The following is a 13750-nucleotide window of genomic DNA, read 5'->3' on the forward strand; positions in this document are numbered from 1 at the left end:
TAGATTTTTAATCTATCAACCTTCTAATAATAATGACTTTGGATCTTCAAGCATATCTTTAACAGCAACAAGGAAGCTAACTGCTTCTTTACCATCAACAATACGGTGATCGTAAGATAAAGCAATGTACATCATTGGGCGGTTTTCCATACGCTCGTTATCAATTGCAACTGGGCGTACTTGGATTTTATGCATTCCTAAAATACCAACTTGAGGGCTATTTAGGATCGGTGTTGACATTAGAGAACCGAATACACCACCGTTTGTAATTGTAAATGTACCACCTTGTAGTTCTTTTAATGAAAGTTTGTTATCGCGTGCTTTTTTACCTAATTCACGAATTTCGCTTTCGATTTCAGCGAAGTTTAATTGGTTAGCATCGCGTACAACTGGAACAACTAATCCATCTGGAGCTGCTACTGCAATACCGATATCATAGAATTTTTTAATGATAAGCTCGTCACCTTGAATTTCAGCATTTAATAATGGGAATTGTTTTAATGCTGCAACAACTGCTTTTGTGAAGAATGACATGAAGCCAAGACGTACATCATGTTTTTTCTCGAAAGCATCTTTGCGTTCTTTACGTAATTCCATGATCGCACTCATATCAACTTCGTTAAATGTTGTTAACATTGCAGATGTTTGTTGAACTTCTACAAGACGTTTTGCAATTGTTTGACGGCGGCGGGACATTTTCACGCGCTCAACTGGTTTTTCGAATTCCGTTTTTGCAACTGGAGCAGGAGCTGGACTCTTTGGAGCAGCTGGTGCTTCTTTTGGTGCTGCAGCATGAGCTTGTACATCATGTGGTCTCACGCGTCCAAGTGGATCTGTACTACGTACGTCGTTTAAGTCGATTCCTAATTCACGAGCCATCTTTCTAGCAGCTGGTGATGCGATAGGACGGTTTGTATTTGGTAACCCTTGTAGTGTTGCAGTTTGCTCAGCACTTGGTGCCGCAGCTTTCGGTGCTTCAGCTGTTTCTTGTTTTGGTTGCTCAGCCACTGGTGCAGGTGTACTTACTGCAACTGGTGCTCCATTAGCATCTAAAATTGCGATAGTTGCGCCAACTTCAACTGTATCCCCAGGTTCGCCTAGTAACTTCGATACAATACCTGAATCTTCTGCAATGATTTCTACATTGACTTTATCAGTTTCAAGCTCAACAACGCTGCCACCTTTCTCAACTTTGTCGCCTACGTTGATAAGCCATTGTGAAATAGTTCCTTCAGTAATAGATTCTGCAAGCTCAGGTACTTTAATTTCGATCATTTTAAATGTCCTCCCCTTATTTGCCTAACGGTGTGTTTTTTCTTCTTTTGTCTTCGGTAATCTCCATTTGTTAGCCTGGCCTTGGGCAGAATATCTGCCCAAGGAACAAGCTAGAAACCTTCATTGTTACTTTTTAGTTGCTGTAAACTTCAATTTCTTGTTTATCTTGACGGAAGTTATACTTCACATCTAAAGCATGTGCAACAATTAGTTCTTGCTCAGCTTTGTGAGCGAATGGATCGCCGCCAGATGGACTAGAGCGATCAGGACGTCCAATGTAGCCTGTTTTCACTTTATCTCCAGCAAGTTCGAACAGAATTGGAGCCATGTAATGCCATGCACCCATATTACGAGGTTCTTCTTGAACCCAAATGATTTCTTCTAAGTTTTTAAAGCGTTTAATAATAGATTGAACTTTCTCAGCAGGGAATGGGTACAATTGCTCAATACGAACGACATGAACTTCGTCTAAGTTGTACTCATGTTTACCAGACTCGATTTCTGCTGCTAAGTCAATCGCCATTTTACCTGTGCTTAAAACAAGACGTTTTACTTTATTTGGTTTCATGCCAAGGTTTTCTTGTTCTAAAGCAGGTTGGAAACGTCCTTCGCTTAACTGACTAGCAGTTGAAAGCGTAAGTGGGTGACGTAATAAACTCTTCGGCGTCATCAATACTAATGGTCGAACAGCTTCTGTTCCTAAGATAGATGCTTGACGACGCAGGATATGGAAGTATTGTGCCGCACTCGTTAAGTTTGCAACTGTCCAGTTATTCTCAGCAGCTAGCTGTAAGAAACGCTCTGGACGTGCACTAGAGTGCTCTGGTCCTTGACCTTCATAACCGTGTGGTAATAGAAGAACTAAGCCAGATTTTTGACCCCATTTTGCTCTTCCAGCTGAAACATATTGATCAAATAATGCTTGCGCAGTATTTGAGAAGTCACCATATTGCGCTTCCCACATAACAAGAGTTTCTGGAGCGAATACGTTATAACCATATTCGTAACCAACAACAGCAGCCTCTGATAACGGACTGTTATGAACAGAGAACGATGCATTAATGTTTGGTAAGCGATGCAATGGTGAATATGTTTCGTTTGTATCAGTATCGTGTAATACGATATGACGGTGTGCGAATGTACCACGCTGTGAATCTTGACCAGTTAAACGAATTGGCGTACCTTCTTGTAAAATAGAAGCGAATGCTAACGATTCAGCAAGTGCCCATTCAATTTTACCATTTTCTTCAAGAGCATCTTTACGGCGCTCAAGAATTTTCTTCACTTTCGGATATACGTTAAATCCTTCCGGCCAAGATAGTAGACCTTCATTAATTGCACGAAGTGAGTCAATCTCAACACCAGTATCAATTGACTGAATACCTTTTGCAACAACATCTGGCACTTTAACGTGAATTGTTGCATCGCTCGTATCAGCTGGTGGTACTTGTGCATAGTCAGATTTTAATTGTTCTTGTGTAAACTGTGTAATTGTTTCAACCTCATCTGCATTTAGAACACCAGCAGCTTGTAATTGATCTGCATAAATTGCTCTTACAGTTGGATGGTTTTTAATTTTTTTGTACACTTGTGGTTGCGTAACTGCTGGATCATCCATTTCGTTATGACCGTAGCGGCGGTAACCAATTAAATCGATTAAGAAATCTTTTTTGAACAACATGCGATATTGAATTGCAAGGTTAGCAGCTGCAAGACAAGCTTCCGGATCATCAGCGTTCACGTGAACAATCGGAATATCGAAACCTTTTGCAAGGTCACTAGAATATTTCGTAGAACGAGAATCATAGCTATCAGTTGTAAAACCAACTGCATTGTTTGCGATAACATGAATCGTTCCGCCTGTTTGATACGCGTTCAATCTGCTTAAGTTGAGTGTCTCAGATACAATACCTTGACCAGGGAATGCAGCATCACCATGAACTAAAATTACGAATGATTTTGAAGTATCTTGATCTGGAAGACCAGATTTTTTACGATTCTCTTGAGCAGCACGTGCGAAACCTTCTACTACAGGATTCACGAACTCAAGATGACTCGGGTTATTTGCTAATGTCACGCGAGTGCTAACTTCTTCGTTACTAACGACTTGTTCTCTACCTAGGTGGTATTTCACATCGCCAGTCCAGCCAGAATTAGCCACTGCGCCTTCTATTTTTGCATGTTTGAACTCAGCAAACATGTGGCTATATGGTTTTTCTAATACGTGAGCAAGTACGCTTAGGCGACCGCGGTGAGCCATACCAATCATGACATCCTCAACGCCGTTTTTAGCACCTTCTAGAACAATTTCATCTAAAACAGGTACAAGCATATCAACGCCCTCGATAGAGAAACGTTTTTGCCCAACGAATGTTTTATGCAAGAATTGCTCGAAACCTTCAACAGCTGTTAAACGTTTTAAAAGAGCAGTTCGTTTTTTATTTGATAGTGGTTGACGCAATGAATTTGATTCCACCATTTGATGCAACCACGCGCGTTCTTCACTATCTTGTATATGAGAAAATTCATAAGCTAAAGATTTTGTATAAACGTCTTTTAATCTATGAATTACATCAAGTGCAGTGTGAATACCTTCTGGTGCATCTTGCCATACTGTTTTCGCTGGAATCGCTTTCAAGTCAGCATCGCTCAGTTCGCTCATTGCTTTCTCAAGAAGAGATTGTCCATTTGCAGCATCTTCCATCGGGTTGATGTGAGCCAACGTGTGCCCGAAAGAACGAATTTGCTCAACTAGTTGAACGACTTTAAGAATTTTTTCAATGTTACCTGTGTTTTGAGGAGAAAAATGTGTTGCTGTGTTGTCCCCTGTTACGACATCATCTTGAAACGAAGGAGCTCCAAAAATTTCAAAAAGCTCTTGTAATTCCGGATCAACAGAACCTGCTCCAGTTACGTAAAGATCATACTGTTCAATAACATAACCAAGGTTCGGACCGTGGAACTTGGCCCAAGGGTTTGTCGTTGTATTCTTCCTCGTCATTTGTTTAAACCTCCCAATGCATATAATCCTTTTCCATACAAAGGTGCATTTTGCTCTTTTTCAATAAGTAATGAATCAATAATCAATGTAAATGTTTTCTTTACTCTTATGTTATTACAATAATTTACATAATACCAAACACTATTACTTATCTGTTTTGTAAAAAAACATTCACAATAACTTATCACCCAAGTTAATCTTTCATGTTATAAAGTAATTTTACAGAAAAATGGGGTGGATATATTTGGTATGCCTATACTAATAGCTATAATTGTTGCATTTAAATATAGGTATAATAGTTAGAATGTTTCGATAAAATCAGTTTGAATTATGTATATTGAAATAATAAGCGCTTTCATAGATATTATACAACAATATAACGGAATATAGTATAAAAAATAAAAAATTATGAATTTATCGTAAACTTTATTTAGATAGTGTTAAATATTGAAAGGAAAGTGAAGGATTTCTACAAAAAAAGTTGCTAAACATAAAAAATGCTCCATAAACAGTTAGTTTCTATAAATATGACGAAAAACACCGTAAAACAAATAACGTATTTCGTGAAATAAAGAAATAAATGAAATGTTTTAAAAGGATAAAACAAATATGGAGATATTAAATTTTAAAAAAAGAAGTGAGGAGATATAGTAACAGTTATTTACAGTGTTCCGTGTTTCGCTTCAAAATAGACGTGCTGAAATTGAAAAAAGTTTCTTCTATATTATTGAATATACTTATGGCACTTACAATGAGTACCGTCTTTATCTCATTTGTTGTTTTGGCAAAAAGATATTAAGATGGAAGAGAGAAAGGAAGATTAACATATGCAAATGATGTATGCTTTTGGCATTGGGCTTGTATTATTTTTAGCCGTATTCTTATTTATTCGTAAAGACGTTCAAGGCGGGACGTTAACGAAACGAGGATTTTATAAATTAATCGCCTGTTTAGTTGTTATGCTTATAGCGATTATTGTAATGATTGTTTTAATAAGTCAGTCACTATAGAATGTAAAAACGGAACCTTACTTCGGTAAGGTTTTTTTTTATTATTCAACCTAAAAAATACCATTAAATCCATTTACTATAAATAACTTATATTATATAATCCAATGAAATGATAGATAAGGAGTGTAGTATATGAATAAAAAACTATCTTCTATTTATTAACTTGTCTACTACTTGTAGCTAGTACTACTTATATAATATGTAACAAAAGAGAACAAGTGCCACCTATATTAGTATGGGACGAACAAGAATATTATGTTACGAATGAACCTGCCAAAGTAGAAGAAGTTGGGCGAAAACTTGGCGAAGTAACAAGGGAAATTAAAACAAGTAAAAAACCTACTAAAAATAGAGAATCTAATACATTACAAGAGAAAACAGAAGTATTCACAATGATTGAGGAAGAAAAAAGTGAATATCCGCCTTTAATCATAAAGGAAGCTTATAGTGATGAATATAGGGTAGTGAGGTCGATGTCGAAGCAGGTATTGTGATGAAAAGGAGAATCTTTTGTAGACAGTAATTTAGTATTCGTGGTCGTTAAGAAAAATATTTGTCTTTTCCTCCTATCGGTGCCGTTTACATTTTGATGAATAGAGGAGCAATGCAAAAGAGAGATTTCATTTTATATTTATTATTTACTGCTATTAATATATCGCTTTGGTTATCGTTTATGATTTTTGATTGGAGTATGTGGATGGTAGTAGGGCATTATTTGTTTGGAGCAGTTGTTATTGTTTTTTCGAATATGAATAAGAGCTAAGCCAGCAACCTTAAAGTTGCTGGTTTTTATTTTGCTATTTATAATGAAGAAACAAATTTTTAATAGAGAGTAGTGGGCGTTATGAGATGGAAAGAGGGAACGTTTGAAAAAATAGACACGAATGACTCATCTGTTGAGCAACTTATAAACACGTTTAAGGAACAAAACTTAATTGGTGGAACAATAATAAGCTGTTTTAAAGTGCATAACGAAAATTTTTTTAAAGAAATACCACATTCGAAAGATGGACATGAGCACTTCTTTAGAAGAATCTTCAACTCTTTAGACATAATCAATAACTTAGAAGAGTTAAAAATACATACATCAGACAAATATAAGTTTCGTTTTAAAGAGCAGCTGGCAGTTATGCTTGATGGTAGCATTGCTGCGCAAATTTTGTGGGGCGGAGCATATGAAGGGTTTAAGGAACGACCAGTTATCGCAAAACAATTAGCAGTCAATGTATGTCAATATATGTTCCAAGATCGATACGAAGATATTAAAGTCTTCGAAAGCTATCGCCCTTGGACAGATTGGTTTTACGATGTTGCGTGGGATGTTACTTGGATGGTGTTAGATAGTAGGGAGCGTAAAATGTGGTTCATTTGTGCTACGGATACAGATTGATAGAAGAGGGGCCTTGTAGGAATGCTGCAAGGCCCTTTATCTTTTGGGAATTAATAGAAAACGAATCATATAAATGCTATACTAAAAAATGTTTGTAATGTCAGTTTCATAATATTGTATGATGCTGACTTACTAGAAAAGATAAGAGGAGAATGAACGTGCAAAAGATAAAGAAATTATTGCTATTAATGATGGTAGTAGGATTAACAGCAGGTGTTTTAGCGGGGTGTGCAAATCCGAAAGATACTACAGAAGAATTTTTAACAGCGATACAAAAAGGTGATGTAGAAAAGGCTCGTACATTTGTTGAGAGTGACAAGGAATTTAATAAACTAAATGAAAAAACAGATGATGCTGAGGCAAAAGCAATGCTAAGTGCAATTACAAAGAACTTTAAATTTGAAAAGCTAGAAGAAGTATCGAAAAAGGATGACAAAGCAGAAGTGAAAGTGAAAATTACATCTGCAGATCTATCCGTTGCTGTAACAAAAGCAGTGGGAGAAGTTATGCCAATGGCCTTCGCTAGTGCCTTTAGTGAAGACAAAGAACAATCTGAAAAAGCAATCGAAAAAACAATGACATCAACTATCGTCAAAAACTTAGCAGATAAAGATGCAGCAATGGCAACTCGCGAAGTTACATTGAACTTAAAGAAAGACAAAGATGGCGACTATAAAATCGTTGCTGACGATAACTTGAAAGAAGTATTGTTTGCCAATGCGAAGTCTTTGGAGAAGATGTTTGGTGGGAAGTAATTGAATTAGATAAAAAGAGACACCATATCACGTAGAAGGTTGATATGGTGTCTCTTTTTTATGACCCCGGAGAGGCTCGAACTCACGACCTCCACCCTGTCAAGGTGGCGCTCTCCCTGCTGAGCTACGGGATCCCAACTATAAATGTTACCATCAGCAATGTATTTTCATTTCATTCGTGTAATCGGAGGATTTGTACAATTTGTTGGGTATTGTAACATTTGATGTATTCCTATAATAGCAACAAACTTTAATGGTGTAAAGATGTAATTTTCTGAATATTTATATTCTAATTTTTGTATAAAAAAATAAGCCCCGAAGAGCTTATTTTAATAATAATATCAACGCAATTATCAATGATATTTTCAAAAATACAATCATAAATAATGGAGCTTGTTCATAAGCTATTGTCCTGTAACTGTCATTCCTGCTGTGTAAATTGTATCAATAGAACCGTCAGCGCCTTTTATTTCGACTTTATAACGATATGTTCCATCCTCATAAATATCATCGCCATATCCTGTGAAAGTTGCAATTTCATCATTGCTTCCAGCTGGGACCCATTGATTTTGCCAACGGAAGTTGGTTTCAAATTCTCCCCATCTATCGCCATATTTCTTTTCAAGGCTGACATTGTAATGAATTTCTTCAGCTCGGTCATTTGTAATTCTTGCAATTACGCTGTTACCAAAAGTAACTTGTGTAGAGTGTACCTGAACTGTAACACCGTTCACCGTTTCACCAGGACCACAAATGTAATGACAACCATCCCATTCGTCAGCATGTGCTTTTGGTGTTTCAATGTTCATAACCGTTAAAACGCCTAAAGCTAATGCGCCAGTTAATAATACTTTACTAAATGCCTTCACTTGAAATTCCCCCTAAGTATATTCTCAATTCGTTCGATAGATATCACATTAAGTAGTTTTATAACATTAATCTAATCGAACACTTTTTTCCTCGAGTGCATTCGCTATGAATCTTTCATCTTGTAGTAATCTAATCCCTACATAAAATTTCATAGTTTTGATTCCATATATGTATCATGATTTACATAGAACAAATCTGTTAATACGTTTTGGTTATTTGCTTATCCCACTACTCTTTATTACCTTTTATTGGTAAAACGTTGGTTTTATTATATACCATTATTATCTATTTACAAGAGAAAACAATACTGTATGCAAAAATGCATAATAAAAAACACTACTTGTATTCTGAATTACAGAATACAAGTAGTGTTGGGTTTCAATTAATATTTAATTGGAACCTAATGCTAATTTTTTATGTTTAACAGTATACATATATCACTGTTTTTTTAGTCATAATTGATAAAATTTGTTCAGGGGACGCTCTTCCTGCTGAGCTACAGAATCTTCAAAAGGGAAAGTATAAGCGATTATGCTAGTAATGGAGGGATAATGATAAGAAGAAAATTCAGTAAAAAGTAGTTTTTGAATGTAGCTGTTATATTATTTCCGGTATTTATCTAAAGGATTTTCATCGCTTAAATCAACAATTAAAGGGCATAAAAATAACAGTGGTAAAGCGGCGTTAGCTTGATGAAAAGTATCATTAGACATATATTGCCTCCCAAAACAATACGGACAATCTTTTTCAAATGTCACGAGTATTGACCATACATCTTTTACTTTCCATTTCGTTTTACAATACGTACAATGCGCCATTGAGTTCCTCCTCAGTTTAAGGTGTTTTCTAATATATTCTACTTTATTGTACGAAAGTCATTTGAATTTGATGTGGTAAAATACAAAACAAGCCTAACCTCTTTCTACATTCAGGAAGGGGTTAGGCTTGTTTTAATTCCGTTCAAAGTCTCTGTGTATCAGGCTGTTTATACATTTCCTAGATAGCTTCGTGTTAAATTCGGGAGAATAATTTTTCCATCTTTACTGTATTTTTCGAATAGCTCTGATAGGAGAAAAATAAAATTTTTATACTGTTCTTCATTTTCTTTCGGAGCATAAGATGCTGATAAATTCCTTCCCAAAAAACTTTCATAATCAAAAAGTAAATCATTTTGATATTCTTTAAACTCATACTTTCCATCTTTAAAAAAGCTGTTAAAAATTTCTGGCGTTTCCTCGATTCCACCGCTAAATCCTTTGAATTTCGGGCAGGTCTTCTGGCAAATTTCTGCATTCTCTTTAATAATCGGACTAGTTACATCTCTACTATTCCAAACAAGAGTAACATTTGCCTTTTGTTTCAAAATTCGTTGGCATTCGATTTTGAAAGCTTCTTTATCAAACCAATGAAATGCTTGAGCAACAGTTACTAAATCCACACTATTTTCTTTTAAAGTGGTATTTTCGGCAGTTGCTTTTATTGATTGAAAAAGAGAATATCGTTTTAACGATTGCTCTGCCATTTTTCTCATATCATCATTTGGCTCAACTCCAATAACATGCAAACTACTTTCAAGTAACTGACGGCTAAATATCCCCGTACCTGAACCAATATCGGCCACAATCTGATTCTCATTCAGTTCGTTAGCCGAAAGCAAATAATCAATATATTCTTTAGGATAACTAGGGCGATATTTCGCATATATATCGGCCTTGTCGGTAAAATTTTCTGTTGTTTTCACAGTACTACCTTCTTTCTTACGATATGATGTACAGAAATAGAAATTAAATATGAATTCCGGCATCAGTCTCTAAGTCTACAACTTAAGAGTCCAGCTAAATAGAAAGCCTCAGTTTCTTTATTCAAATATCCTTTATCCGTTTAGTATACTATTTTAGATAATATCTTCCAAAAGACTATAATGGCTTACTCAATTATGTTTTAAAGTGTATATTTTTATGGATTTATTTAATAATTTATGAGCAATTGTATGTCGTATTACGTTTACGTAGGTAAGAGATTTTCATTTTTGCTATTTAAATTGGCCAATATATCCTTTTTACAATTTACTGAAAATCATGTATAACAGAGATACATGATTATTTTATCTCGCTATTTGCGGGCAGTAAGATCCCTTACCTCGAAATTCAGCAAAAGCAAAGAAGTTAGGTTGGGTCGGGATGGCCGTAAAAGTCCGATTCGTGAGGGTTGATTAAAGTTTCACTTTATAAATATTCAGAAGTAGAGGGAGAAAAGTTGTAATGGTAAGAAAAACGTTCAAGATGCGCGTGTCTAAAAATAGAACGATTTCGATTAATGGTTCGATTCTTGATGTAGATGTTACACATGATGAATTTTTACAAGAGTTTGTTGAGTGGGTCGATTCTAAAGGTTGGTCGTTTATGGGGATAACGGATGAGATTACGCCCGAGGAAGCTAGTCAAAAGTTAATAGATTCGTTGATTGATGAGAAGGATAAGAAAGAGTAATTCCTTCTTATTTTTATTGTATATTTATGTTCTTTATCGTAAAAATATGATATAGTAAAAAATAGTGAAAATTCTTCCAGTTTAATACAAATTACATATGATTGGTAGATTTATTATTTTGTTAGAGGAGTAAATGGAAAAGGGAGAGTCATATGGTAAATTTTAAGAAAATTTTGGTTTTTATTACAGTTATTTGTTTGTTTTTGTTGACACCTATGACATTGCGTGCTGAGACGAATATTGGAGTAAATCCAGAACAAGTTGCACCACCACCTGCAGAAGGACCGAATGTTTTTAGTCAGTTTGCAACGACAATTGATGCAAAAACAGGAGATGTTTTGTATGACAAAAACGCATATCACCGTGCATATCCTGCTAGTACGACGAAGGTGTTAACAGCGATTTTACTCATGGAGCATACAAAGCCAGAGGATCAATTTACATTTTCACAATTAGCATTAGATCAAGAGAAGAGTAATTATCAAATTGAGTTTCAACCTGGAGAGACAATTAATAGAAATACTGCGCTTATGATTTTAATGGTGCTGAGTGCGAATGATGTGTCGTATGCGATTGCGGAGCGGATTGGCGGGAGTGTTGAGAATTTCGCTAATATGATGAATGAGAAAGCGAAGCAATTAGGGGCGAAAGATAGCCACTTTGTAACACCGAATGGATTACATGATCCGAACCATTATACGACGCCGTATGATATGGCTATGATTACGAAGGGTGTGCAAAAGTATCCTGAAATTTTACAAGCGATGAATACGAAAAGAACGACAGTTACGACGTCTAGGCAGACGGTGTCTATTTTTAATAAATCTAATTTTTTTGAAAATCCATATAGCATTGGCGGTAAAACAGGGTTTACGAATGAAGCGCGTAATACACTTGTTTTATTAAATGAGAAAGATGGAAATCGTATTATAAGCGTAGTAATGGCTTCTCAAAGACCTGAAATTTATGAAGATTTGAAGCAGATGGCGGACTATTCTTTCGGTCAATTTACGAAGCAAATGGTGCTTGATAAACATAATTGGCATCAAAAAACAACATATTTAAATAAAGATGTTAATTCTGAGTTGGAACAAAGTGCAGAGCTTATGCTTAAGAAAGATGAAGGGAAAAATGTGAAAACTATTTTCCGGGCGGCTTCATTAGATAAAGAATCTTTATATCATAAAGGAATACATCGTGGTGAGGTAGTTGGTGCAGTTGATATTACGAAAAATAATCAAACAATTGCGACGGTAAATGTTCTTTCAACAGAAGATGTCACTTTTGCGATGCCTAGAAAAGATACAACTATGCCTGAAGTAAAAGACTCAAATATGAAAGTAATAAGTGTTGGGATAGGTGCGATTGTATTATTTGGAGCAATTTTATATGTAGTGTTGCGCCGAAATACAAAAGGAATGAAATCAGAAGGTAAATAAATTACTAATAAAAAGACTGTGTAAAATTTTGGCACAGTCTTTTTTATATATCTTAAATAACTAATAATTGTAAATTTTCTTATTGCAATAACTTAAAGTTCGTTATATCATTTACTTGTGTTCTTGTTAAAGAACGCAATGGATATTGCATACTTCAAATAATATAAAACAACGGAGAGGGAGAGAGACGATGAAATTAATATGGAAGATAATTAGCAACGCGATCTCATTTGTTTTATTTGCATTGATGGTTTTTTTAGCTTTTGTAGTTATTTCTTCAAAAGCAAGCGGTGGTGATCCGACAGTGATGGGATATCAATTTAAGAGCGTTCTTTCAGGATCAATGGAGCCGACGTTTTTAACAGGATCAATCATTGCAATAGAACCAAACAAAGATGGTTCTAAATATCAAAAAGGTGATGTTATTACCTTTAAAGAGAAAGATCAAAAAATTATCACTCACCGTATTATCGGTGTGAAAGATACAAATGGAAAAGTAATGTATGAAACAAAAGGGGATAACAACAACGGACCAGATTTAGAGCCAGTACTTGCAGAAAATGTAGTTGGAAAGTATGCAGATATTACAGTTCCATATGTTGGTTATTTACTGAATTATGCGAATTCGAAAGCAGGAGCAGCATTACTTCTTATTATTCCAGGAGTCTTTTTGCTTGGTTATTCCGCTATTTCTATTTTTGGTGCTATTCGTAGCATTGACGGAGAAAAGAAAGATAAAAAAGTAGAACAATCCGTCTAGTTCGTTTGGTTATACTTTCCGTTTAGGAAGTTAACAAATATATATTAAGGGGATATGGACATGACTTTAAAGAAAAAATTAGGAATGGGTATTACATCAGCAGTATTAGGAGCAGCTTTAGTTGGTGGAGGAACATTTGCATTTTTCAGTGATAAAGAAGTGTCAAACAATACATTTGCGGCTGGAACACTGGATTTAGCATTAAATCCATCAACAGTTGTTAACGTATCGAATTTAAAGCCTGGGGATACAATTGAAAAAGAATTTAAACTAGAAAATAAAGGCTCTTTAGATATTAAAAAGGTTCTACTGAAAACAGATTATAATGTAGAAGATGTAAAGAAAGATAATAAAGATGATTTTGGTAAACATATTAAAGTAACATTCTTAAAAAATGTAGATAAGCATGAGACAATTGTGAAACAAACTACTTTAGATAAATTAAAAGGTGACACACTTACAGCTGTAGATAATGATTTATCGGCTTGGTTCTGGGATGAAAAAGGTATTTCAGCAGGTAAATCTGATAAATTCAAAGTGAAATTTGAGTTCGTTGATAATGGAAAAGATCAAAATCAATTCCAAGGCGATAAGTTACAATTAAATTGGACGTTTGATGCACAACAAACAGCAGGTGAAGAAAGATAATAATAAAAAGGGCTATCACATGGATAGCCCTTTTTCTATTTTTCTAGTATTTGTCTATCAATTTTAATAGTTCTTTACTATAATATAGATAATGTTCTGTATAAAGAACGTAA

At 35.1% G+C, this 13750-nt stretch carries 13 protein-coding genes, 1 tRNA gene and 2 pseudogenes; 10 read left to right on the plus strand and 6 right to left on the minus strand.

Features of this window, described 5'->3' with window-relative positions; genetic code table 11:
* Nucleotides 1-15: 15 nt before the first annotated feature.
* Entirely contained in the window at nt 16-1275 is a 1260-nt protein-coding gene (odhB, locus tag ACTFP3_RS02785) for a 2-oxoglutarate dehydrogenase complex dihydrolipoyllysine-residue succinyltransferase (protein ID WP_000569922.1), read from the minus strand.
* Nucleotides 1276-1408: 133 nt separating this feature from the next.
* The gene (gene odhA / locus ACTFP3_RS02790) at nt 1409-4276 is read right to left on the minus strand and encodes a 2-oxoglutarate dehydrogenase E1 component (RefSeq protein ID WP_000197161.1); all 2868 of its coding nucleotides are present in this window, start codon (nt 4274-4276) and stop codon (nt 1409-1411) included.
* Between the two features lie 721 nt (nt 4277-4997).
* On the opposite strand from odhA, the pseudogene ACTFP3_RS02795 reads away from it, so the two are divergent.
* The 6 genes and pseudogenes from ACTFP3_RS02795 to ACTFP3_RS02820 all read left to right on the plus strand — a co-directional run.
* A pseudogene (locus ACTFP3_RS02795) lies at nt 4998-5075 on the plus strand (permease); the annotation flags it as partial.
* 28 nt (nt 5076-5103) lie between these two features.
* Nucleotides 5104-5286, plus strand: coding sequence for a DUF3976 domain-containing protein (locus ACTFP3_RS02800; protein WP_001178291.1), 183 nt, complete (start codon nt 5104-5106; stop codon nt 5284-5286).
* A 146-nt stretch (nt 5287-5432) separates the two neighbouring features.
* Nucleotides 5433-5780, plus strand: a complete 348-nt coding sequence (locus ACTFP3_RS02805) for a hypothetical protein (RefSeq protein WP_041183977.1) — start codon at nt 5433-5435, stop codon at nt 5778-5780.
* A gap of 55 nt (nt 5781-5835) precedes the next feature.
* A pseudogene (locus tag ACTFP3_RS02810) lies at nt 5836-6049 on the plus strand (hypothetical protein).
* Nucleotides 6050-6130: 81 nt separating this feature from the next.
* Nucleotides 6131-6676, plus strand: coding sequence for a hypothetical protein (locus ACTFP3_RS02815; RefSeq protein ID WP_326035626.1), 546 nt, complete (start codon nt 6131-6133; stop codon nt 6674-6676).
* 158 nt (nt 6677-6834) lie between these two features.
* Nucleotides 6835-7431: a DUF4878 domain-containing protein gene (locus tag ACTFP3_RS02820; protein ID WP_001169482.1), complete on the plus strand. Its 597-nt coding sequence runs from the start codon at nt 6835-6837 to the stop codon at nt 7429-7431.
* 61 nt (nt 7432-7492) lie between these two features.
* Here ACTFP3_RS02820 and ACTFP3_RS02825 read toward each other — a convergent pair.
* From ACTFP3_RS02825 to ACTFP3_RS02840, 4 genes are all read right to left on the minus strand, one after another.
* Nucleotides 7493-7565, minus strand: a tRNA-Val gene (locus ACTFP3_RS02825).
* Nucleotides 7566-7835: 270 nt separating this feature from the next.
* Complete coding sequence (locus ACTFP3_RS02830) at nt 7836-8300, minus strand: hypothetical protein (protein ID WP_326035625.1); 465 nt, start codon at nt 8298-8300, stop codon at nt 7836-7838.
* A gap of 603 nt (nt 8301-8903) precedes the next feature.
* On the minus strand, nt 8904-9119 hold the full coding sequence (locus tag ACTFP3_RS02835) for a hypothetical protein (protein ID WP_086389280.1): 216 nt from the start codon (nt 9117-9119) through the stop codon (nt 8904-8906).
* Nucleotides 9120-9286: 167 nt separating this feature from the next.
* Nucleotides 9287-10042 carry a class I SAM-dependent methyltransferase gene (locus ACTFP3_RS02840; protein ID WP_326035624.1) on the minus strand — a complete coding sequence of 252 codons (756 nt, stop codon included), beginning with the start codon at nt 10040-10042 and terminating at the stop codon, nt 9287-9289.
* Between the two features lie 520 nt (nt 10043-10562).
* On the opposite strand from ACTFP3_RS02840, the gene ACTFP3_RS02845 reads away from it, so the two are divergent.
* The 4 genes from ACTFP3_RS02845 to ACTFP3_RS02860 all read left to right on the plus strand — a co-directional run bounded on the left by ACTFP3_RS02845 (nt 10563) and on the right by ACTFP3_RS02860 (nt 13637).
* Entirely contained in the window at nt 10563-10790 is a 228-nt protein-coding gene (locus ACTFP3_RS02845) for a hypothetical protein (protein WP_000251856.1), read from the plus strand.
* Between the two features lie 152 nt (nt 10791-10942).
* The gene (locus tag ACTFP3_RS02850; RefSeq protein ID WP_000247021.1) at nt 10943-12229 is read left to right on the plus strand and encodes a D-alanyl-D-alanine carboxypeptidase family protein; all 1287 of its coding nucleotides are present in this window, start codon (nt 10943-10945) and stop codon (nt 12227-12229) included.
* 190 nt (nt 12230-12419) lie between these two features.
* Nucleotides 12420-12989 (plus strand): signal peptidase I SipW, encoded by a 570-nt coding sequence (gene sipW / locus ACTFP3_RS02855; protein ID WP_000767792.1) that lies wholly within the window; start codon nt 12420-12422, stop codon nt 12987-12989.
* Between the two features lie 60 nt (nt 12990-13049).
* Entirely contained in the window at nt 13050-13637 is a 588-nt protein-coding gene (locus ACTFP3_RS02860) for a CalY family protein (RefSeq protein ID WP_000172852.1), read from the plus strand.
* Nucleotides 13638-13750 lie beyond the last annotated feature (113 nt).

Source organism: Bacillus cereus group sp. MYBK5-2 (assembly GCF_051915685.1).
GTDB lineage: Bacteria > Bacillota > Bacilli > Bacillales > Bacillaceae_G > Bacillus_A > Bacillus_A cereus.